General features: G+C 43.2%; 16 protein-coding genes. 6 read left to right on the forward strand and 10 right to left on the reverse strand.

Features of this window, described 5'->3' with window-relative positions; translation table 11 throughout:
- Positions 1–28 precede the first annotated feature (28 nt).
- The 6 genes from GO009_RS14960 to GO009_RS14985 form a co-directional block, all read right to left on the reverse strand.
- Positions 29–2,941 (reverse strand): glycoside hydrolase family 3 N-terminal domain-containing protein, encoded by a 2,913-nt coding sequence (locus GO009_RS14960; protein WP_163627313.1) that lies wholly within the window; start codon positions 2,939–2,941, stop codon positions 29–31.
- Positions 2,942–3,204: 263 nt separating this feature from the next.
- Complete coding sequence (locus tag GO009_RS14965) at positions 3,205–3,687, reverse strand: ABC transporter ATPase (RefSeq protein WP_163627315.1); 483 nt, start codon at positions 3,685–3,687, stop codon at positions 3,205–3,207.
- Positions 3,688–3,747: 60 nt separating this feature from the next.
- Positions 3,748–4,539, reverse strand: a complete 792-nt coding sequence (locus GO009_RS14970) for a (Fe-S)-binding protein (protein WP_163627316.1) — start codon at positions 4,537–4,539, stop codon at positions 3,748–3,750.
- Between the two features lie 10 nt (positions 4,540–4,549).
- Entirely contained in the window at positions 4,550–5,875 is a 1,326-nt protein-coding gene (locus GO009_RS14975; protein WP_163627318.1) for a (Fe-S)-binding protein, read from the reverse strand.
- The gene (locus GO009_RS14980) at positions 5,876–6,862 is read right to left on the reverse strand and encodes an MlaD family protein (protein ID WP_163627320.1); all 987 of its coding nucleotides are present in this window, start codon (positions 6,860–6,862) and stop codon (positions 5,876–5,878) included.
- Between the two features lie 65 nt (positions 6,863–6,927).
- Positions 6,928–8,121: an N-acetylmuramoyl-L-alanine amidase gene (locus GO009_RS14985; protein ID WP_163627322.1), complete on the reverse strand. Its 1,194-nt coding sequence runs from the start codon at positions 8,119–8,121 to the stop codon at positions 6,928–6,930.
- 130 nt (positions 8,122–8,251) lie between these two features.
- Between GO009_RS14985 and GO009_RS14990 the strand changes: the two genes are divergently transcribed.
- Both GO009_RS14990 and GO009_RS14995 read left to right on the forward strand, forming a co-directional pair.
- On the forward strand, positions 8,252–10,945 hold the full coding sequence (locus GO009_RS14990) for a putative LPS assembly protein LptD (RefSeq protein ID WP_163627324.1): 2,694 nt from the start codon (positions 8,252–8,254) through the stop codon (positions 10,943–10,945).
- Between the two features lie 40 nt (positions 10,946–10,985).
- A complete protein-coding gene (locus GO009_RS14995) occupies positions 10,986–11,366 on the forward strand; it encodes a RidA family protein (protein ID WP_163627326.1) in 381 nt (126 codons plus the stop codon).
- On the opposite strand, the gene GO009_RS15000 is transcribed toward GO009_RS14995, so the two are convergent.
- The 4 genes from GO009_RS15000 to GO009_RS15015 all read right to left on the reverse strand — a co-directional run bounded on the left by GO009_RS15000 (position 11,359) and on the right by GO009_RS15015 (position 18,890).
- Complete coding sequence (locus GO009_RS15000) at positions 11,359–12,210, reverse strand: N-acetylglucosamine kinase (RefSeq protein ID WP_163627328.1); 852 nt, start codon at positions 12,208–12,210, stop codon at positions 11,359–11,361. The two genes, GO009_RS14995 and GO009_RS15000, sit on opposite strands and share 8 nt — an antisense overlap.
- A 73-nt stretch (positions 12,211–12,283) precedes the next feature.
- Positions 12,284–13,285, reverse strand: coding sequence for a type I glyceraldehyde-3-phosphate dehydrogenase (gene gap, locus GO009_RS15005; RefSeq protein ID WP_163627330.1), 1,002 nt, complete (start codon positions 13,283–13,285; stop codon positions 12,284–12,286).
- A 22-nt stretch (positions 13,286–13,307) separates the two neighbouring features.
- On the reverse strand, positions 13,308–14,294 hold the full coding sequence (pfkA, locus tag GO009_RS15010) for a 6-phosphofructokinase (protein ID WP_163627332.1): 987 nt from the start codon (positions 14,292–14,294) through the stop codon (positions 13,308–13,310).
- Between the two features lie 144 nt (positions 14,295–14,438).
- The gene (locus GO009_RS15015; protein WP_163627334.1) at positions 14,439–18,890 is read right to left on the reverse strand and encodes a translocation/assembly module TamB domain-containing protein; all 4,452 of its coding nucleotides are present in this window, start codon (positions 18,888–18,890) and stop codon (positions 14,439–14,441) included.
- Between the two features lie 72 nt (positions 18,891–18,962).
- On the opposite strand from GO009_RS15015, the gene tsaD reads away from it, so the two are divergent.
- The 4 genes from tsaD to GO009_RS15035 all read left to right on the forward strand — a co-directional run bounded on the left by tsaD (position 18,963) and on the right by GO009_RS15035 (position 22,590).
- The gene (gene tsaD / locus GO009_RS15020) at positions 18,963–19,991 is read left to right on the forward strand and encodes a tRNA (adenosine(37)-N6)-threonylcarbamoyltransferase complex transferase subunit TsaD (RefSeq protein WP_163627336.1); all 1,029 of its coding nucleotides are present in this window, start codon (positions 18,963–18,965) and stop codon (positions 19,989–19,991) included.
- Between the two features lie 70 nt (positions 19,992–20,061).
- Entirely contained in the window at positions 20,062–20,769 is a 708-nt protein-coding gene (locus GO009_RS15025) for a 16S rRNA (uracil(1498)-N(3))-methyltransferase (protein WP_163627338.1), read from the forward strand.
- A gap of 66 nt (positions 20,770–20,835) precedes the next feature.
- Positions 20,836–21,486 (forward strand): DUF4159 domain-containing protein, encoded by a 651-nt coding sequence (locus GO009_RS15030; RefSeq protein WP_163627340.1) that lies wholly within the window; start codon positions 20,836–20,838, stop codon positions 21,484–21,486.
- Positions 21,487–21,489: 3 nt separating this feature from the next.
- Positions 21,490–22,590, forward strand: a complete 1,101-nt coding sequence (locus GO009_RS15035) for an AI-2E family transporter (RefSeq protein WP_163627342.1) — start codon at positions 21,490–21,492, stop codon at positions 22,588–22,590.
- Positions 22,591–22,594: the final 4 nt, after the last annotated feature.

Raw genomic sequence — 22,594 nt, forward strand, 5'->3', positions numbered from 1 at the left:
AGACAAATCTAAGGCAATTATTTATTACCTAATTAATAATGGAATCATAAATGGCTTGCTGAATACGTGTCCGCAATCCAGATTTGATCAATAATGTATTCGTTGCAGACGGGTAGGTCCTGTTCGACAGAAAAACATAGACAATTTCCTCTTCGGGGTCGGCCCAGGTATAGGTTCCCGTAAATCCGCTATGGCCAAAGCTCTGTCTGGACACACAACCACAGGTAGGGCCCTTTTCTTCCAGTTGGGGTTTATCAAAACCAACGCCACGCCTCACATTTTTGTTACAGAAATAGCAGGTATTGAACCGCTTCACCGTACGGGGGTTAAAAAACCGTTCCCCTCCGTAGTAACCGCCCTGTAAGTACATTTGCATGATCTTTGCCACCTCATTGGCCGTGCTAAAGAGTCCTGCATGGCCTCCTACACCGCCCTGCATGGCCGCACCCATATCGTGCACATAGCCCTGCACCGTCTGATACCTGTAATAGTCGTCCTCTTCGGAAGGAACTATCTCCTCTTTGGAAAATTTTTTTAAGGGATTAAAGGTGGTTCGTTGCAGCCCCATGGGTTTGTACAGGAACTCATCGATCAATTCGTTGATAGGCCTTTTATAGGTATCCTCAATATACTCCTTGAACACATAATAGCCCACATCGCTATACCGGTACCTGTTCGATTTAAGGCTTTGTCTGCCAATCCTGCTATAGATGGAATCTTTATATGACCTGGTCAGATATAAATGCTCGGCCACTTTGTACGGAAATGCCTCCGATGGGTTTTGCCTGTAAAATTCCGATGATGGCTTTCGGTCCTTGTTCAAGGTATCCAAGTAAAAGGCAATCCAGGAAGGCAATCGCCCATAGTGGGATAGGGCTTTGAGGACGGATACCTCTTTCAACTCGGTATCGGCATATTCGGGAATCAGCTCCCCGAATGTATCGTTCAGGGCAATCTCCCCCTCTTCCTCCATTTTCATGATTAAGGGCAAGGTGGAGAGGATCTTCGTTAGCGAAGCCAGGTCGTAAATAGATTGTTCTTTGATACGCTCCTTGGATTGATAGGTGGGTTTACCAAAATTCTTGTCGTAGACAACCTTTCCCTTTCTGGCAATCAATACCTGTGCCCCTGGAAACATCAGGGAATCCAGTCCATGTTGCACCAAGGTATCGACCTCGGCCAAAAGTTCGGAGCTCATCCCCACCCGTTCTGGAATACTGTACCCCAAACGTTGAATGGGCTCAACATCAACACCTGTGCCCACTGGAAACTCGCCATGGGCCGATACGGGCAGTTTGCCCGATGCCCCAATGGCACCAAAAATAAGCTCGGCCACCTTTTTCTGTGCTATCCTGCTATTTTGATAGCCCACCACTACCCCGTCCATAGTATCAAAATTGAGGACATCCAACAAAGCGTACGGCCTAGCGAACAGGGCCAAAATGGTGTTACTGGTCCGCAAACGGGATATTTCCTCCAACCAAAAAAGTTCGTTCTTTGAAAATTTGTACCCCTTCCAAGGGCTTGAATTGTCCTTATGGAAACCGATGATGACCAAATTATACTTCGCCAGTTCCTTTTTATATTGGGCAATATCCTTGGCCTTGATATGGGTTACTTTGTAATATTTGTTCAATGCTTCGTGGAAAGTGGCCCCGGGATCATCACCAAAATGCACATAAGCAATTTTTTTGTTGTCCAGTTTTTTGATGGGCATCAACGAAAAATTGTTTTTGGCCACCGTAATGGCGGCTTCAATGGCCTCCTCGTAAACCACATCGTTTTCAATGCTGTTCAAATCTTCAAGGAGGTTTTCCAAACGTACGGGCCGATAATTGTACAGACCTGCCTTGTACTTGGCCATCAATATTTTTTTGACGGACTTGGCCAATCTTTCCTCCGTGACCACACCATCGTTATATGCCTTTATGAAAGTTTCTTTGGCCTTGAGCACGTTTTCCGGCATCAACAATAAATCATTCCCTGCCAAAAAGGCCTGCAATTCCACCTCGCCTTCGGGGGCAAAGTCCGAAACTGCCTTCATGTTCAAAGCATCGGTGATGATCAAGCCTTTAAATCCCAATTGGTTTTGCAACACTTCCGTAACTATGTTTTTGGAAAGTGTTGATGGGTGTCCCTCCCTTGGTTCCAAACTAGGCACATCCAAATGGGCCACCATGGTAGAGCTCAATCCAGTGCTCATTACTTCTTTGAAAGGATACAGTTCAATCGAATCCAATCGCTCCAAAGATGAGTTGATGATGGGCAAGGATTTGTGTGAGTCGGTAGCGGTGTCGCCATGTCCGGGAAAATGTTTACCACTGGTGAGTACGCCTGCTTTTTCCATGCCCCGAACAAAGGCCCTTCCCTTTTCTGCCACATTTTTGGGGTCTTCGCCAAAAGAACGGTTACCTATGATGGGGTTTTGCGGATTATTGTTCACGTCTAAATCCGGGGCAAAATTAATGTGTACCCCAAGACGTTTGGCGTGTTTTCCGATCTGATGCCCCACCTTTTCCACAACGGTACTATCCTGGATTGCCCCCAGGGTCATGTTCCACGGAAAAGCGTAGGTGGAATCCAAACGCATGGCCATGCCCCATTCGGCATCGGAACCAATGAGCAATGGCACTTTGGATGCAGCTTGATATGCGTTGGTCAATTGTGCTTGTTGGACAGGTCCCCCCACTAAAAAGATGACCCCTCCAATACCTTCGGATGCGACAAGGTCTCTTACCCTATCCGTTGCGGATTTACTTTGGTTCGATGCAACGCTCACCATAAACAACTGTCCTATCCGTTCTTCAAGCGTCATGTTTGCATAGTGGTTCTCCACCCATGCCATTTGGGCCACGGAGTCTTTAACGACCAACGGGTTAAATTGCCCGATAGCTTGTAAACAAAACAGTAGAAAAAGGGGGAGATGGAGATTTATCCGCATAAAAATCTTGTCTAAGACCTGAACTTATTGGCAATAAAAATATTGTATTTCATCGAGGAAAGCATAAGATTTAAGATAATTTAAGAGTGTAGCGCTTTAGTTGTTGTAATTCTCTGTTCTACTAAAATCCCAAAAAGCAATATATCCCGTTCGTAGGCAAAGACAGGTGCCGAGAAGTGTCTGTGGTCAATGAAAAAATCTCGGTGTTGGTTTATGCCTTGAAATCAATCGAATTTAAAGGTTTGTCATCCAGTATTTAAAACCTATACAAATCTGGAGTGCCAACTTTCGCTGGCAGGGACTTCCCAATGGTCCAAATATTCTTGTTTTGTGGCCACCAAGTTGTTAAAAACAATGGTGTTCGGGGAAACCGATTTGGCCTTGGCCATTTTCTTGAAATCTTTTAGGGGCTTGTAGGCAATGTATTCACCTTGTTTGAAGGATACGTTCATCCTGTCCAGCAATTCTACATTGTATTGCTGCTCCAGACTTTGGATAAAGTGTACCGAAGCGTCAATGGAGCAACCCGATGCACTTACATTGGTCTGGTCCAATCCGATAACGATAAATCGCTTGTACTTTATCTCGAATCCGGCATGTAAATTACTGCCATGTGCGGTCCATTCCTTTAGGAAAGCTGTCAGGCCCTCTTCCAGTTCCTTCAGTTCTTCTTCGGTAAAACTCCTATTGGATTGATAGATCCAAACTCTGGAGTGGTCTGGCAATTCATTGAAATCTACTAGCATTTTTTTATTTTTTTTTTCGGGGAACACCCTTGTAGTCCCCTCAAGGGGACAATTATATTCTTACAAATTTTGGGCGTTGGCCAGTAACTCGGCTACATCCAAAACGGTGACACTATCTTCTTTTTCATGTGCTTTTATCCCATCTGTCATCATGGTATTGCAATATGGGCAAGCTGTTGCAATAATATTGGGGTTGGTTTCCAAGGCATCCTTGGTACGCAATACGTTAATGTCCATATCCCCTTTTTCGGGCTCCTTGAACATTTGGGCACCTCCCGCCCCACAACATAGGGCAGTTTTCCTGTGTCGTTTCATTTCTACCAATTCAGCACTGGTCTTGCCGAGCACTTCCCTTGGTGCATCGAAAACGGAATTGGCCCTGCCCAAATAACAGGGGTCGTGGAAAGTAATGCGTTTTCCCTTGTATCCGTCCCCGGAAATGGCCAAACGCCCGTCATCAATAAGTTCTTTAAGATATTGTGTGTGGTGGACCACATCATAATTGCCTCCTAAACTTGGGTATTCGTTTTTTAAGGTATTAAAAGAATGTGGATCGCAGGTGACTATTCGTTTTATTTCGTAGCCATTCAGTAATTCTATGTTCATCATGGCCTGCATTTGGAACAAAAACTCGTTACCGGCTCTTTTTGCCACATCTCCCGTGGAACTTTCCTCGGTGCCCAAAACGGCAAAATCCACATGGGCTTTGTTCAACAACTTCACAAAGGCCCGCGATATCTTTTTGGCACGATCATCGTAACTACCCGCAGAACCTACCCAAAACAATATTTCCGGCTGTTTGCCTTCTGCCATAAACTGCTGCATGGTCTTAACCTTTAATTGTTCGCTCATAGTACTAGATTTATTCGTTTACCCAATTTAAACGGTCCATTTGATTGTAGGGCCAAGGGGCTCCGTTGTTCTCTATGTTGGACATCATATTGTTCAGTTCGGTAGGGGCGGCCGATTGCTCCATGACCAAATACCTGCGCATTTCCACGATAATGGACAAAGGATCTATGCTTACGGGACAGGCTTCTACGCATGCGTTGCAGGTGGTACATGCCCAAAGTTCTTCGTGACTGATATAATCGCCCAACAACTGTTTGCCATCGGGAACGAACTCGCCCTTGTTGGCGTCCATAATTTTGCCCACTTCCTCCAAACGGTCGCGGGTATCCATCATAATTTTTCGGGGTGATAGTTTTTTTCCGGTCTGATTGGCCGGACATTCCGAGGTACATCGTCCACATTCGGTGCAGGTATATGCGTTCAACAATTGCACCCAGTTCAAATCCATGACATCGGAAGCCCCGAATTTTTCGGGCTCGGCCGCATCATCTTCCACTGGTGCGGCATAAGGGTCTGCATCGGGGTCCATCATCAATTTTACCTCTTTGGTGACGGATTCCAGATTATTGAACTGTCCCTGTGGCTTTATTTTTCCATAATAGGTATTCGGGAAAGCCAAAAGGATATGCAAATGTTTTGAGTAATAGAGGTAGTTTAAAAAAGCCAATATGCCCAAAATATGCAACCACCATGCCGTTCGTTCCACAAAGATCAATGAAGATTCCGATAGCCCGTCAAACAATGGAACAATAAACTGGCTTACGGGAAAAGACCCTGCTTGCACATAATGTTCCGCCCCTATCCGCTGTAACTGAAAATCCGTAGCGTTCATGGTCAAGAACAAGAGCATCAGCACAAACTCGATATAGAGAATCATGTTTCCATCGGTTTTGGGCCAACCTTTCATTTCGGGTTTTATAAAACGCTGTATTCTGATAATATTCCTTCTGATCCAGAAAACCACTACGGCGACAATTACCAAAAGTGCCAATATTTCAAAAGACCCGATCAAAAAATTGTACACGGGCCCCAAGGGAGAAAACAGCCTGTGTGTTCCCAAAAGGCCATCGAGGATAATCTCCAGCACTTCGATATTAATGATAATGAATCCCACATAAACAATAACGTGCATAATCCCGGCAATGGGGCGCACCACCATTTTGGTCTGTCCCAAAGCTATCTTTGCCATGTTTTTCCACCGTTGGGATTTATTGTCGCTCACATCAACATCCTTTCCTAGTTTGATATTTCTGGACAACTTTTTAACATTGCGGGCAAAGAACCCAATGCCCACGATAAGGGCCACGGCAAAAATAATGTTGGGCAAATATTCCATTTACTGATTTTCTTTTAGTCCCGTAGAATCTTGCTGTTCTGCAGGATCGTTCTCGGGGAGCGTGTACTCCTTTTGCTTTTTACCAAATACGGATACATTGACGTAACGCTTGGGGTTTAGCCTAAAATCCTGCAACAATAGATCCAACTCCCTTGATGCCTCGGCCAAATTGTTATAGAGTGCGTCGTCTTGGTGCAATTTGCCCAAAGAGCCCTCGCCCCTTTCTATTTTGGCCAATATGTCGTTGAGCTTTTCCACGGTAGTCTTAAACTCGGTAAGGGTTCCACCAAGGTCGGAGTTTACCAAGGAATCAGACAGTTTTGAAAAATTGGAGGTGATATGACTTACATTTTTCAAGGAACTATCCAACTGCATTTTATTGTTGTCCAGCAAAGTGTTCAGATTATCCGCGCTTCCCTTAAAGGATTTTACCAACTGATTTAATGAAACTATGGTTTCTTGAAGCTGTTTTTTGGTAGGATCGTCCAATATTTGGTTCACATTCATTAATAATGAATCGGCATTGGACACCGCCCCTTCCACCTTCATCTGCAATGGTGTCAATTTTTGTTGTACCAACTCAGTGATTCCCGGCTTTATTTTGGATTGTAGCGTATCGCCCGATTTTGCCCTTGGTGCTTCATCAAAGACCGGCACTATTTGAACTCCTTTCCCCCCAATGATTCCAGTATCAAAAAGTTCGGCAATACTGTTTTCGGAAAATTCGAATTCATTGTTAATGGATAAAGTCACCAGCAATTTACCGGAACTGTCCTTAAAGCCGATATTGGTGACGTTTCCCACATTGTATCCGTTAATGGAAACCTGGGTCCCGGGCTGCAATCCGCCTACATTGTCGTAAACAGCGTAAAAAGTCTTGTTGTTCTCAAAAAGTGGAGAGGATTTTAAGTAGCTAAGCCCAAAAATGAAGGCTACGATTCCAGCGACTACGATAATCCCAGTTTTGATTTCCCTGGATAGTTTCAAAAGATTCGGTTTATGGTTTAAACAAATTTAGGAATAATTATTACAAGAGTGCTTTTGAGGGCATTCTACTTCACTACATCCGTAATGGGAACCCTTAGCCCGTTCTTGTATGCCACAATGTACGATGTTGTATAGCCTTTGGCATCCGCATTTTTCTTTAACCTCTTGGCCTCTTCATAAGTATTTGCATTCCCGTACATATACCGAAACAGGTTCTTATAAGGCTCCTTGGACAATTCGCCCAGGCCATTAAAGTTACTTCCATTGAGTGCAATATTTTTTCCACTGGCCATCAATTGCACTTTGAACACTATTCCCGTCTCTTCTTTGGCTTTCTTTTCTTCATGCTGGACCCCGGAAGATTTCTTTTCAGGCTGTTTCTCTTTTACTTCTTCTTGCTTTTTTGGGCCATCCGTTGGTACGGTAGTAGCTATTTTATCCTCCTTTACTGGAGGGGTGTCGTCCACTGGTGTGGATGTAAAGCCCATATCCTCTTTATAGGCCAACACGGCATCGGCAATGGCCTTTCCCATTTCCTCCTGTCCTTTTTTGGAGTTAAGATAGCTTCCCTCGTTTTTATTGGTCAAAAAACCGGCTTCCACCAAAACACTGGGCATAAAGGTTTGGTGCAGTACGATGAACCCTGCTTGTTTTACCTTTCTATCCTTGCGCTTGAGTCCTTTGGTAAAATTATCCTGCAGCTTTTTTCCCAATTGTATGCTCTGGTCAAGAAACTCTTCCTGCATAATGGTTAGGCCTATCACAGATTCTGGGGAATTAATATCGTACTCCGCATATCGCTGCTCGTAATCATCTTCCAAATAAATTACGGAGTTCTCCTTTTTGGCCACCTCAAAGTTTTGACGATTGGCATGCAGCCCCAACACATAGGTTTCCGTTCCGTAAGCACTGGAATTATGTGCATTGCAATGTACCGACACAAAAAGATCGGCATTGGCCTCGTTGGCGATCTCGCCCCTTACGAACAAATCGACAAAGGTGTCATCGTTCCTGGTATAGACTACTTTTATATCGGGGTGCTTTTCCAGCTCCTTCCCAACTTTTAGGACAATGGCCAGGGCTATTTCCTTTTCCAGGTACCCATTTCCAATATTCCCCGGGTCGTGCCCACCATGCCCTGCATCCAAGACCACAACAAATTTATCTTTGGGCAATACCTCGGTATCATTTTTGTTAAAAGAGGTCAAAGGAAGGACCAGAAGTAGAAAAACTAAAAATGCTAACCGACTTTTATTCATAAGAACTGAGTAATTATAGCGTTCATTAATGGTTAAAAATATCGTAATCACCAATAAGTAGAACAAAAAATATATGTAAGTTTGAGGCCAAAAACTGGGCCAAACTAGCACAAAAATAGGATTTATCACGTTGCAACCAAATAAACATCTTTTACTTTTCCTATTTGTTCTTCTTTGTGGCACAGTTACCTTAAGTGCTCAAGAAGACCTTATCAGACCTTTGCCCATCAAGGCTTCCAAGGACACCATCACTGCTCCTTTGTTGCCCCCGAACATCTTGAACGATTCGATAAAGACGGATTCCGTTGCAACGGATACCGTTCCCAAAAAACAGCCTTTGCTTTTGGACAAAATCAAATATAAGGCCAAAGACTATGTAAAACTTAGCCAAAAGGACAATAAAATTTACCTGTACGACGAAGCGGAAATCTATTATCAGGATACCGAGCTTAAAGCGGGAGTCATTGTTATGGACTATGTGAAAAACGAGGTCTATGCCGGGCGCATGAAGGATTCGTTGGGCAATTACTCGCAACTGCCTTTTTTTAAACAAGGGGACCAAGAGGTAAGGCCCGATTCCATCCGTTTTAATTTTGATACCCAAAAAGCCCTGATCTGGAATTCCAGAACCGAGCAACAGGCGGGTTTGGGACAATTGGGAAGCGACGCCATGAAAGTATATGCCGAAAAGACCAAAAAGGAAAACGATTCGGTTTACTTTTTAAACGAGGGCAAACTGACCACCTCCAACGACACGGTAAACCCCGATTATTATATTAGGGTACGAAAAGCCAAATTTGTCCCCAAAAAGAAAATTATAGCGGGGTACAGCAATATGTACATTATGGATGTACCCACACCTGTTGCCCTGCCCTTTGCTTATTTCCCCTTGACCACGGGCCGGGTGGCTGGAATATTGTTCCCTACCTTTGGCAACGACCCCCGAAGAGGCTATTTTATCCAAAATGGCGGATATTACCTGCCTATAAGCGATTATGTGGACCTGAGTATCACGGGGGATTATTACACCAACGGCAGCTATGGTCTACAGGGAAGTTCCATTTACACCAAACGCTATAAGTTCAAGGGGAATATAAACATCAGTTACGAAAACCTGGTCACCAGTCAAAAGGGTTTTGACGATTACAGCCGAACCAGCAACTACAACATTAGGATATCGCACTCCCAAGACTCCAAGGCCAGCCCCAATTCGCGTTTTTCCGCATCCGTCAACTTAGGGTCCAGTCAATATTACACCAACTCCCTTAACCAGGTAAACCGGAACAATTCGCAAACAAACACTTTTGCATCCTCCATAAGCTACTCCAAAACATTTCCGGCCTATCCATCGGTAAATACAAGTCTAACGCTGAGCCATACCCAAAACACCCGGTCGGAGGAACGTACCATCAATATGTCCCTGCCGAACTTTCAGGCAAGCATGGAACGTATCTACCCTTTTGTGAAACGGGATGAAATCAAAAAAGGGGTTTTTGAAAACATCAATTTTCAGTACGATGTCAATGCGCAGAACAGCATTACCACAACAGAGGAAAACTTCTTCAAAAGCGGTATGTTCGATGATGCCAAAATCGGGGCAAGGCACAGAATACCCATTGCGACCAATTTTAAACTGGCCAAATACCTTAGTGTAAGTTTAAGTGGTAATTACGAGGATGTATGGACCATGAAAACCATTAGGCGGCAATATGATGCCGAAATGGAAGAAGTGGTCACCGACACCATTTCGGGTTTTGATCGTTTTAACCGATATAGTTTTGGAACCAGTATAGGTACAACAATGTACGGTACATGGAACCGTGGTGAGGATAAAAAGATACAGGCGTTACGGCACGTAATGCGCCCATCGATCAGTTATAGCTACACCCCTTCCTTTGAGCAGTTCTACGAATCCTATACCGATGGGGATGGCGAAGAGGTTCAGTACACTCCCTACGAAACCAGCATCTATGGAAGACCTTCCCTGAACAAAGGTAGTTCCTTGAGCTTTTCCCTTCAGAACTCCCTTGAGGCAAAGGTCAGGGACAAAGATTCCACGGCCACCGAACCCAAGAAAGTAAAAATCTTGAGCAATCTTTCGTTTTCCGCCAGTTATAACCTAGAGGCGGATTCCTTAAAGCTCAGCCCGGTAAGTATGAGCGGGGCCACCGAAATCATAAAAAATGTTCCCATTAATTTTGCCGCCACTTTTGACCCCTATGCCATTGATAACAATGGTCGCCGCATCAACACCCTCAATATAAAAAATGGCGGGGGCATTGCAAGATTGACCTCAGCAAGGATAAATACCAGTTTTTCGCTAAACAGTGAAATGTTCCAAAAAGGGGGCGCAGAGGAAAAAAGCGACGAGGAAAAGCAATCGGATTTTAGTGACAACCCATTTGCCATGGACGATGTTCGTGGAGATCGTGCGTTTGGCAGAGGACAGACCGGGGGGCAACAAAACAAAGGCAACACACAGGACAATCCTATTTACAACAATAAACTGCCTTGGGATGCCCGCTTTACCTATGTGGCCTCATACAACAACAGTAACCGACAGAGTGAAATCACCAATCATTCCTTAATGTTCTCGGGGAACATTCAGCTTTCACCCAAATGGGAGGTAGGCTTTAACTCTGGGTATGATTTAAAGAACAAAGGTTTTGCCGATACACGGTTCGCCTTTAAACGCGACCTTGGCAGTTTTAGACTAAGTTTTGACTGGACACCCTTTGGCAGGTACGAACGTTGGTACTTCTTTATTGGGATAAAGAGTTCCCTATTGAGCGATATCAAATGGGAAAACAGAAGTCAGCGATAATTTTAGCTCGATATTTTTTACCTTGAACCAAAACATTCTCATGAAAAAAATAATAAATACTTCAAAAGCACCGGCACCTATTGGGCCGTACAACCAAGCAGTACTCATAAAAGATACGCTTTATATATCCGGACAAATTCCCATTGATCCCACAACGGGAGAATTGGTTAAAGACGATATAAAGGCTGAGACCAGACAATCCATGGAAAATCTAAGGGCCATTCTGGAAGAAGCGGGAATGACTTTTGAGCATGTGATCAAATCCTCGATATTTATCAAGGACATGAACCAGTTTGCCCAAATAAATGAGGTGTATGGAACTTATTTTGATGCTGATACTGCTCCAGCCAGAGAAACAGTAGAGGTTGCAAACCTTCCCAAGTTTGTTAATGTAGAAATATCGATGATAGCGATTAAATAGTTTCCTTGTGAAACTCCACCAAGCCTTCTATAGGTCTTCTTCTGATAACACCAAGAATCAGGTCATTTCGTTCAATACAAGCTCTTAATTCGTCTTGCAAGAAATGTGCAATACTGCCCACGAAGCTCACAGGAACCTTTGTAGCCAGTTCGTATTGCATTATGTAATTGTTCACGAATTGCTGTAGACCTTTTTCAATGACTCCCTTGCAGTAGGGATGCTCCTTGTTCTCGATAATGAACCTGGCAAAAGTGGCCAGATATGTATTGGGATTGGGCTGTTTATATAGGTGCTCTTTGATTACATCTGCATCGAGATCATATTCTTTGGCAAACTTCATTCCCAAGTCCTGTGGCATTTTATGGAAATAATAGTCCCTGATCAGTTTACGTCCAAAGAAATTGCCACTGCCATCGTCCATTAGGATGTATCCCAAAGATGTTACCTTTTGTATCAATTGGTGACCATCGTAATAACTACAATTGGAACCGGTACCCAAAATACATACGATGCCTTGTCTACCAATTTTTGTAGTGGCGTAAATGGCCGCATAGGTATCTTCCCGAACTTCTGCCTTGGCATTGGGAAAGAAATCCTTGAATATGGACTTTAAAAAATTCTTCATTCTATCGGTACCACAACCGGCACCATAAAAAAACAATTGACGTACTTTTTCCTTGTTTTTGGAAAGTTCAAAATTATTGGCCAACCTGTCCTCTATTACTTCTTTGGTAAGTACTTCCGGGCTAAGGCCCAAGGTTTGGGTAACAAACAGTTGTTTCCCATTATCATCCAAGGCAATCCAATCGGATTTAGTGGCACCACTATCCACAATCAAAACCATACGTCGAGATTTATATTGAAATCCTGAAGAGAGGAATCCCCCCTTCAGGATAAAAAATTATTGAGATAAAAAATTATAGGCTTGCTGCGTGCAGGGCCAAATCAACCAATTTGTTGGAATAACCGGTTTCGTTGTCGTACCAAGAAACCACTTTGAAAAATTTGGAATTTAGCTCAATTCCAGCACCTGCATCGAAAATGGAAGTTCTAACATCTCCAACAAAATCTTGGGAGACTACAGCTTCTTCGGTATATCCCAAAATTCCCGACAATTCACCTTCAGAAGCAGCCTTCATTGCAGCTTTAATACCCTCATAAGAAGTTTCTTTTTCCAATTTCACGGTCAAATCCACTACAGAAACGTCAGCAGTAGGGACCCTGAAGGCCATACCTGTTAGTTTACCTTCCAACGAAGGAATAACTTTGGTAACAGCTTTTGCAGCACCTGTAGCTGCTGGAATGATGTTTAAAAGGGCACTTCTACCACCTCTATAATCCTTTTTAGAAGGACCGTCAACCGTCAATTGGGTAGCCGTTGTAGCGTGTACTGTTGTCATCAAAGCTTCAGCAATACCAAACTCATCGTTAAGAACTTTGGCGATAGGTGCCAAACAGTTGGTGGTACACGAAGCGTTTGAAATTATGGTATCCGTAGCTTTTACATCTTTGTGGTTTACTCCCATTACAAACATTGGGGCATCTTTGGATGGGGCTGAGATAACTACTTTCTTGGCACCACCATCAATATGTGATTGGGCCATATCCAATGTGGTAAATATACCGGTACATTCTGCAACGATTTCAGCACCAACTGCATCCCATTTCAAATTCTTTGGGTCGCGCTCTGCTGTGATTCTGATAGTGTTACCGTTTACCACTAGATTTCCATCTTTAACCTCCACGGTACCATCAAAGTTTCCGTGAACCGAATCATATTTCAACAAGTATGCAAGGTGCTCAACATCCAACAAATCGTTGATTGCCACAACATCTACATCGCCTCTTTTTACGGTTGCCCTAAATACCAACCTTCCTATTCTACCGAATCCGTTGATTCCTATTTTCAAATTTGACATGTTCTTCTTTTTTGTGTTTAAATTAAGTTGTCATTATATCCGAAACTCTAATGAGCTCTTCGTCGATTTCCGTATGTGCTTTTATGGCCTCTGCCAAAGGTGTAAGCACCAATTTGGTATCCTTTATACCTACCATTAGGTTTGATTTGCCTTCCAAGATGCTCTCAACGGCCTTAACGCCCATTCTACTGGCGAGAACACGGTCAAAGCACGTTGGGTTGCCCCCTCTTTGCATGTGTCCCAGCACGGATACCCTAACGTCATAGATAGGCAAATGCTCTTCCACGTATTCCTTTAGTTCAAAAACGTTCTTACCTATTTTATCCCCTTCGGCAACAATTACGATACTGGATGATTTCCCTGAGGCTTTACTTCGTTTTAGGGAATCCAACAAACGTTCCAGTCCCAGATTCTGCTCAGGAATTAAAATTTCCTCAGCACCTGCGCCTACACCAGCGTTAAGGGCAATATGCCCTACGTCCCTGCCCATTACCTCAACAAAAAAGAGCCGGTTGTGGGAACTTGCGGTATCACGGATCTTGTCAATGGCATCCACCACTGTGTTGATTGCTGTATCAAAACCTATTGTATAAGAAGATCCCAAAATATCGTTATCAATGGTGCCCGGGATTCCCATTACAGGAAATTTATATTCCTCGTTGAACAAAAGCGCACCTGTAAAGCTTCCGTTTCCTCCAATGACCACAAAGGCATCAATACCTTCCTTGGTCAGTTGGTCGTAAGCTTTCTTCCTTCCTTCCTTGGTTCTAAATTCTTCGCAGCGAGCAGATTTTAAAATAGTACCTCCCTTATTGATAATATTGTTTACACTACGTGCATCCAAGGTCTTAAAGTCACCTTCCATCATTCCTTGATATCCTCTGTAGATGCCTACACACTCAATTCCCAAATATGCACAAGTACGGACAACGGAACGAATTGCGGCATTCATCCCAGGAGAGTCTCCGCCTGAGGTAAAAACTCCTATTTTTTTAATTTCTGAAGCCATTCAAATTTTTAAGAGGTCAAAGCTAGGAAACTTTATTCAAATTTTGAATACCTTAATAATTTATTTGTTTTAATGGGTTTTCTCAAACGTTTTCGTAATAAATTAATACAAAAACCCTAAAAAATATAAATTTTATTGTGTTGATTAGGGTTGATTAACAGGCTTTTCCGAAAAACGAATCAAACTGTCCTTTCCCATGACCTGCGTGGGCTGTTTTCTGGAGATGGTTTTTTGTTCCGTTGCTGACTTTTCCTGCTTGTTGAACACTTTTCGCATCAACTCCCTGAAACTGTCAAAATCCACTTGGTAAGATAGCCCCACTCCTTGGGTATACCCTTGCCTTTCGGCCAAAAACTGCTGTACTTGGTTTTCCCTGTTAAATATCTTGGCACTGAGCGTTCCCTCATCGTTCAACAGTACCTGTACCTCAACATCGCCGGCTACCACTGTTTCCGAAACGCCGCCGACCGGCACCCCTACTCTTCCGTTCACCAAAATTCGGTCGGACAACTGTGTGGAGACCGTTACCCCTATCCTATCCTCCGTGGCAATATCGGCGTTGGGATCATTATAGCCCTGTTCGTAGGATACACCAAAATTCAGTTTATCATTATTGCCCGAGAGAATTTGATTGAAAAGCCCAGAGGCGGTCTGAATCAGATTTCCGGTAACGGCCTGTTGATTGATTCCTCCCGATTGTGGGTTCACAAAAGTTCCCTGTGCCAATAAAAAGAAGGCGTTTCTTTCCTTTATGGTCGGATCTTGCAGGCGATACTCCAGTTCGGACTGCACTACAGAGGTTGTCCCTGGAAAATCGATATCGAAATTAATATTTGGGCTTTCCAGTTCCCCATCCAACCTTATAACAACTTCGGTGGGTATTCTTCCTGTATATCCCGCATTGTCCAAAAGTGGTGCGGGATTGGCATTAAGGGAATATACCGCTTCCAAATTCAACTGTGCCGCTAGTGGGTCGCGTTCCCACAGAATGGTGCCTCCAGGACGCACCTTGAACTTTTTATCTATGACACCTCCATATTTAAAATTGTATTCCCCGGACACCACAACAAAGTCTCCGTACATATTAAATTTTCCATTGGTATTGATCTCTATCAACAAAATACCTTCCCCTGTTCCCTTTAGGGAACTTCCTGTGGTTTGGTCCACTACAATTTCCACTTCTGCCTCGGGGGTAACAGCAAGGTCAAATGCCATTTCCAGGCCTTGATATTCCTCTAGGACACGCTCTTCCTCCAATGATCCCTCTCCCCCTTTTTCAATAAAATTTATAAAGGAATAGTCTCCTACACTGGTCACATCGCTCAGGGGTATTTTAAGTGATGAGCCACGCGCTGTAGTAGCATCCACAGCAATGGTCAATGCATCGGTTGGACCATAAATACTTCCCGTTCCATTAATGAAACCTGTTCCGTAGTAGAGGGTTTCCTCATCGTATTCGGTGTTTAAAATCATGAAGCGGTCGTTATTGGTATCCACATCCAGCCCAAGGTACCAATCATCAAAACCAGTATGACTAATGGTACCGTCCATAGTTGCCGTGGTACCTTCTTCCACATCGGACAGCTCCACATTTTCAAAATAAAAGGTCTGGTCGAACAGCCGAACCTGGGAATATGGCGCAAAATCATAGTCCACGTTAAGATAGGGGATTCCAATGCCCGCATCATTTAAGTTGAGCACCCCATTAATAGCGGGGTTTTCCACATTACCGATTATAGTGGCATTGCCACTGACCTTCCCCCTAATATTGGAAATAATGCCCTCTCCCAAAGGATTGAAAGGCTCTAGGGCAAAATCGGTAAAGTTGGCAACCAAATCCAGTTCTTGCTTATTGTTTATGTTGGTGACCTTGCCATTTATGCTCATGAGTTCTTTTCCTTGATCGTTGAGCCAAGAGCTCACGCCAAACTCGGTAAGGTCGTTGTTGCCATAAATGCCAACTTCCAAATCGCCCATGTGCATCTTGTTGATACTGAAGTTTTGGATATTTAAGCTTGAAGTGGGCAAATACCTTCCATCTTTCTGTAAAATATTGAGAAAGCCATCCACTTTTCCATCCATTTTTAGGCTATCGATTGCCGGGGTAATCTTGTTTAGAGATACCAGTTTAAACTGTAGGTCCAAATCTTTATAGGTGGAATCGGCAAACTCTCCCCTTAATCGAATCTGTTCTTGGTTATTGTTGTCCATGACCACATCCTCTATCCTGATGCTGTCCAAAGAGCTGTTAAAGATTACCTTGTTCTTATTGTTCCCGTTCTTGTTGAGCACCCAAGTGTTCCCTTTAAAGCTAATGTCCGATTTTTTCAGCCCAATGACCGATCTGTTGTTTTCGTTAAAGGTGTGATAAAAGTTCAGATTATAGCTATCATTATACTCACTTCCCCCTTTAAACTCCGTTCTAAAGAAAAGGGTATCCTTTAAGGTAGTATTGATCAGATTAAAATCTTTAATGTCGTAATACACCGTGGACATGTCCTCTACCGAAACAAAGGTGTTGAACAATGGATTTTTGTTGTCTATCTTTAACTCAATATTATCAAACTTGTTCCCAAAGGCCTCGATATTGGGCGATTTAAAGGTGAGCTTAAAATCACTCTGGTCCGCCTTAATGGCCCCTCGGATATAGGTATTGGCATCGAAAGCCATTTCCGGGACAAACACATCAACAATCTTATTGTAAATCTTAAAATTGAAGTCGAGATGTTGTCCGCCCGAAATCTCAAAGGGCTGGTAATTGGTATAGATACTTCCAATGGAATTCTGAATCAATCTTCCCAGTTCGTTTACCTTGAAATTCCCTCGCATATATCCGGTGATGATATCCGGTGAGTTGATCTCCACGGTTCGTATGGTGTCCCGATCAAAGGAAGAGGTCACATTGAAATCCTCGAAATAGTAGGTGTCGTTCGCATTTTGATAGGTGGTATTGGAAAAACGCAACTGTCCTGCCATGTCGTCAAGATTGTTGCCTTCAATATCCATATCCACATGCCCTTTAAATATGGAAATGCTATCGTTGATAAAATTCAATTCCTTAAGGTCGGCGTAGTCCACTGCGGCCACAAAGTTGAATTTGTTCTCCCGGGCCCCGAAATTGGCCAATCCTTGAAAATCGAACCTAAAGTTATCGTCGTTGCACAAAAGCACGCCATCAAAAAGTTCGTTCCTCAAAATACCGGAAACCTTTATTTTGTTATACTCGTAATCGTTGAATTCAAATTTGTAGATGTCCCCGGAAACTTCGGTATTCAAGCTCTCCGCTACAAATCCCTTTCCTTCCACGTTCATGTCCATAGAGGCAAGTCCAAGGTCTTCATTATCTATAAATTCACCAATATCAAAATCGATCAAAGAAATAAAACCAATGTACGAGGCATCTTCTATGGTCTGCACATTGGTCATTTGAAGATCCACGTAGCTATCACCCACAGCAGTGTTCAAATTGACGGTTACGTCGATGGAGGTCTCTGTGATCTCCGTATCCCCACGCACTGTAAACTGACCCAATTTTTGAACGGATTCCGGAATGTTTCTGCCCAATATTTTGGGCAAAATACTTCGTAATTGATAATAACTGGAGGTAAGGTTGTCTATATCCCCACGTAGTACAAAGGGAGCATACTCACTAAAAATATTATCGAACCTAAAGTCTCCCCGAATACCTGTATTATCGGTAAAAAGGAACAAATTATCGACCTGGAGCTGGTTGAGCACCCCACTAAAGTCCCCGGTAAAGGTCACCGTTTTGTCCTGACCAAATTCATCGTAAAAGGCATTTATCTCGTTTAGGGCCACGGAAGATTCCGTAAAATTGGCATCGATCTTCACCAAATCAACAAAATTGGCCAGATCGTCCCGCTCATAATTGAACACCAAATTACCTTTTAGTTCGGATTGCTCGGTATCGATCAGCAGGGAATCAAAGCGCATTTGTTGCTTGGTGTATTTAAAATCGGTCGCCAATTTCTTAAGGCGTATTCCACGCTTCGCCAAGGTGGAAAGGTCATCTATTTTTAAGGAAACATCCGGTCCAAGTATCTGAAAATCGTGCGCCAAAACTTCAATTTCCGAGAAATTCAGCGTCTCAGGTTTTTCCAAGTTCTCATCAACCAATCTAAACTTTCCACTATGTATCTCGATCTCATCAGAAGACATAAAAAATGGAGGGGTTCCCGGATCTCTGGGTTTACCGTCGTCCAATTTGGCCACAAATACATCCAGATTGGTATCCGTCTCCCCTTCGTAGGTCTTTAAGTTAAAGGTGAGACCGTCCAATTCCATATCGCCAAACTCCATCTTATTATTGGCCATATTGCGCAAGTTTAAAATGGATGTGGTTAGTTTGTGAATGTAAATTAGTGTATCCTTCTTGTAGTCTTCTACATAAATACCCTTTATCCCTGCATTCATGTTGAAGAGGGACACGCTTACCCGTTCAATTTGGATATTTGTGCCAAACTCCTCGTTTAAAGAATCGGTAGCGTATTTTCCCAACTTGGTCTGTACCACAGGCAAGGACAATACCAAAGAGCCCAATACCAGAATAAGGATAATGGCCAAAAGGAAACGCAACAGTATTTTACGAAGTTTTTTGATAGGGTTTTTATGTTTTACCTTTGACGACCAATTTTTGTTCCAAAACGAGTGGAAAATCCAAAAAAATATATTCTTGCGATCGAATCATCCTGCGATGATACCTCTGCTGCCGTACTTTGCAATACAAAAGTACTGAGCAATGTGGTAGCTACACAAGAAATTCACAAGCAATATGGGGGTGTTGTCCCAGAATTGGCCTCAAGGGCACATCAACAAAATATAGTTCCCGTGGTACACCAAGCCTTGGCCAAGGCAAATATCGACAAAAAACAGCTATCTGCCATAGCATTTACACGAGGCCCCGGACTTATGGGATCCTTGTTGGTGGGAACCTCTTTCGCCAAGTCTTTGGCACTGGGCCTGGACATACCCTTGATCGAGGTAAACCACATGGAAGCCCACATTCTCGCCCATTTTATCGAGGATGGGGACCAGACTTCCCCAAGATTTCCGTTTTTAGCGATGACCATTAGTGGGGGACACACCCAAATTGTGAAGGTCACGGATTACTTTACCATGGAAGTCTTGGGCGAAACCTTGGACGATGCCGTGGGCGAAGCCTTTGACAAAAGTGCCAAATTGATGGGACTGCCCTACCCCGGTGGTCCATTGATCGATAAATATGCAAAACTGGGCAATCCAGATGCTTTTACCTTCCCAAAACCAAAGGTTGATGGACTCAACTTCAGTTTCAGTGGGTTAAAGACCAGTATTCTCTATTTTTTACAACGAGAGACCCAAAAGAACCCAGATTTTGTTTCCGAAAACATAAATGATATTTGTGCTTCGGTGCAATTCACCATTCTGGAAATATTAATGGAGAAGCTGCAATTAGCTGTTGACCAGACCGGTATAAAACAAATTGCCATCGGTGGCGGGGTAGCGGCCAATTCCGGCATTCGGGGCAGACTTAAGGATGCCGAGGAAAAGTTGGGCTGGCAAACCTTTATTCCTAAATTTGGGTATTGCACGGACAACGCCGCCATGATCGGTATTGTTGGTTACCTTAAGTTTGAAAGGGGAGTGTTCACGGACCAAAGTATTGCCGCCAAGGCACGTTACGCCATAGGTAGCTAATTAAAAATAATTCATTTCGACCTAGAACGTCGGGGAATCAAGCCCTCAATGGGGGATTTAAATTTTAACTATGCAGCTTTTCTACAATCCATCGTTGGACAATAGTGCCAAGCAGTTCATTTTTCCACCCGATGAAAGCAAACACATTGCCCGGGTTTTGCGTAAATCCGAAGGAGACATTGTTCACATCACCAATGGTAAAGGATATTTGTTCGAAGCTGAAATTTTGGAACCAGACCAAAAAAGATGCAAGGCACGTATTACTTCACAGCGTAAATCAATTCCAAAAAGATATAAACTGCACATGGTGGTAGCCCCTACAAAAATGAATGACCGATATGAATGGTTCTTGGAAAAAGCCACAGAAATAGGTGTGGATGAGATTACCCCGATCATTTGCGATCACTCCGAACGAAAAACCATTAAACTGGAACGAATGGAGCGTGTATTGCAAGCTGCCATGAAACAATCTTTGCAAACAGTTTTACCACAGATCAACCCACCAATATCCTGCAAGGACTTCTTGGAATCCGATACTACCGTTGGCCTAAAATTTATTGCCCATTGCCAAAATGGCGAGAAAATGGAGTTAAAACGAAGAGTTATCGCCGACAACGATGTTACCATACTTATTGGACCCGAAGGCGATTTCTCCAAAGAAGAAATTGACCTGGCCAAAGAAAAGGGATATATCCCCATTGCCCTAGGAAGGAATCGACTCCGTACCGAGACAGCGGCCATTGTGGCCTGTACAACAGTGGCCATAATCAACAACTAATAGGGACGCACTTTATTTTTTACAAAGGAATACCCTATTTTTGAAAGGCTGGTCAACTGCTTCTATATGAAACAACATATCCATTTAATATGTACCCTACTGTTTTTTGCGGTAACTGCAACACATGCCCAACAGATTGCCGTACTCAAATATGGCGGTGGGGGCGATTGGTACTCCAACCCCACGGCACTTCCCAACTTAATTCAATTTTGTAATACCAATATTGATACGAAGATCGATTCAGAACCGGAAACAGTGGAGGCAGGAAGCGTCTCTATTTTTAAATATCCATTTTTACACATGACAGGGCATGGCAACGTCTTTTTCACAGATGAAGAAGTCCAGAATTTGCGAACCTATCTTTTGTCCGGAGGATTTTTACATATTGACGACAACTACGGTATGGAACCTTACCTGAGAAGGGAATTGGAAAAGGTTTTCCCGGACAGACCATTGGAGGAACTGGGTGCCGACCATCCCGTATTTTCACAAAAATTCAAGTTTCCGGACGGATTGCCCAAAATTCACGAGCATGATGGAAAAAGACCGCAGGCCTTTGGGATTTTTGATCAAGGTAGACTTGTGCTGCTCTACACTTACGAGTGCGACCTTGGGGATGGCTGGGAAGATCCAAGCGTGCACAACGACCCGGAAGAAGTTCGGTTGAAAGCCTTGCAAATGGGATCAAATATTGTGGAATATGCTTTTAAAAGTTAAAACATGAATGCAAAAATAATCGCTAACGGAATATTACGGGCAGTGGCCATTATGGTCGGTGTGGTTCTTTTAGGCTGGTTTTTTTATAAAATCCAGTCCGTGTTGGCCTATTTGGCCATTGCAGCTGTTTTGGCCTTGTTGGGCAGACCCATTGTACTTTTCCTGCGAAGAAAGCTCAAGTTTCCCAATACCTTGGCTGTTGTGGTTACCATGATCTTTATGCTGGCCATTTTTTTAGGGATACTCGCCCTATTTATCCCCCTGATTGCCGAACAAAGTAAAAATCTGTCCCTACTGGATATTGAAGCACTCAAAGCCGACCTTAACACGCTTTACATTCAAACCTTAGACTATTTTGGTGCCTCAACAGGGAGTTTCAACACCTTATTGAACGAATCCCGTATTGAAGAAAATGTGCTACAAGGTTTGGATTTAGGTTTTATCCCGAATTTTCTTAACTCATTTGTCAATGCATTGAGTAATTTTAGTATAGGCCTTTTTTCAGTACTTTTCATTTCCTTTTTCTTTTTAAAGGATAGCAAATTGATGCAAAACGGTATTTTGACCTTTGTGCCCGATGACAAGGAAAGTAACTTGGTCAAGTCCATTGATAAAATCAATAATCTGCTGTCCAGATACTTTGCTGGAATTTTACTTCAGCTATTTATTCTCTTTGTAATTTACACCATAGCACTATTGATCGTGGGCGTGGAAAATGCCATTGTTATTGCTTTCTTGTGCGCCCTGTTCAACATTATTCCTTATATAGGCCCTATTATTGGGGGAGCAATTATGATTACCCTGACCATGACGAGCTCGCTCGGGGCGGATTTCAGCACCGTTATTTTGCCAAAGGCCATGTATGTTTTTATTGGTTTAACGGTAGGTCAGCTCATTGATAATTTCTTTTCACAACCCTTTATTTTTTCCACAAGCGTAAAGTCCCACCCTCTGGAGATTTTTCTCATCATCATTATTGCAGGGCTTTTATTTGGTGTGGTCGGAATGGTGGTCGCAGTACCCGGATACACGGCCATAAAGGTTGTTTTAAAGGAGTTTTTAACGGAATATTCCTTTGTGAAGAAATTGACCAAAAACTTATAGCATC

Source organism: Allomuricauda sp. TY007, from assembly GCF_010468565.1.
GTDB lineage: Bacteria > Bacteroidota > Bacteroidia > Flavobacteriales > Flavobacteriaceae > Flagellimonas.

Coding starts and splice junctions, on each gene's coding strand:
- GO009_RS14960 (WP_163627313.1), bottom strand. CDS start 2,941: ATGCGGATAAATCTCCATCTCCCCCTTTTTCTACTGTTTTGTTTACAA.
- GO009_RS14965 (WP_163627315.1), bottom strand. CDS start 3,687: ATGCTAGTAGATTTCAATGAATTGCCAGACCACTCCAGAGTTTGGATC.
- GO009_RS14970 (WP_163627316.1), bottom strand. CDS start 4,539: ATGAGCGAACAATTAAAGGTTAAGACCATGCAGCAGTTTATGGCAGAA.
- GO009_RS14975 (WP_163627318.1), bottom strand. CDS start 5,875: ATGGAATATTTGCCCAACATTATTTTTGCCGTGGCCCTTATCGTGGGC.
- GO009_RS14985 (WP_163627322.1), bottom strand. CDS start 8,121: ATGAATAAAAGTCGGTTAGCATTTTTAGTTTTTCTACTTCTGGTCCTT.
- GO009_RS14995 (WP_163627326.1), top strand. CDS start 10,986: ATGAAAAAAATAATAAATACTTCAAAAGCACCGGCACCTATTGGGCCG.
- GO009_RS15000 (WP_163627328.1), bottom strand. CDS start 12,210: ATGGTTTTGATTGTGGATAGTGGTGCCACTAAATCCGATTGGATTGCC.
- gap (WP_163627330.1), bottom strand. CDS start 13,285: ATGTCAAATTTGAAAATAGGAATCAACGGATTCGGTAGAATAGGAAGG.
- pfkA (WP_163627332.1), bottom strand. CDS start 14,294: ATGGCTTCAGAAATTAAAAAAATAGGAGTTTTTACCTCAGGCGGAGAC.
- GO009_RS15025 (WP_163627338.1), top strand. CDS start 20,062: ATGCAGCTTTTCTACAATCCATCGTTGGACAATAGTGCCAAGCAGTTC.
- GO009_RS15030 (WP_163627340.1), top strand. CDS start 20,836: ATGAAACAACATATCCATTTAATATGTACCCTACTGTTTTTTGCGGTA.
- GO009_RS15035 (WP_163627342.1), top strand. CDS start 21,490: ATGAATGCAAAAATAATCGCTAACGGAATATTACGGGCAGTGGCCATT.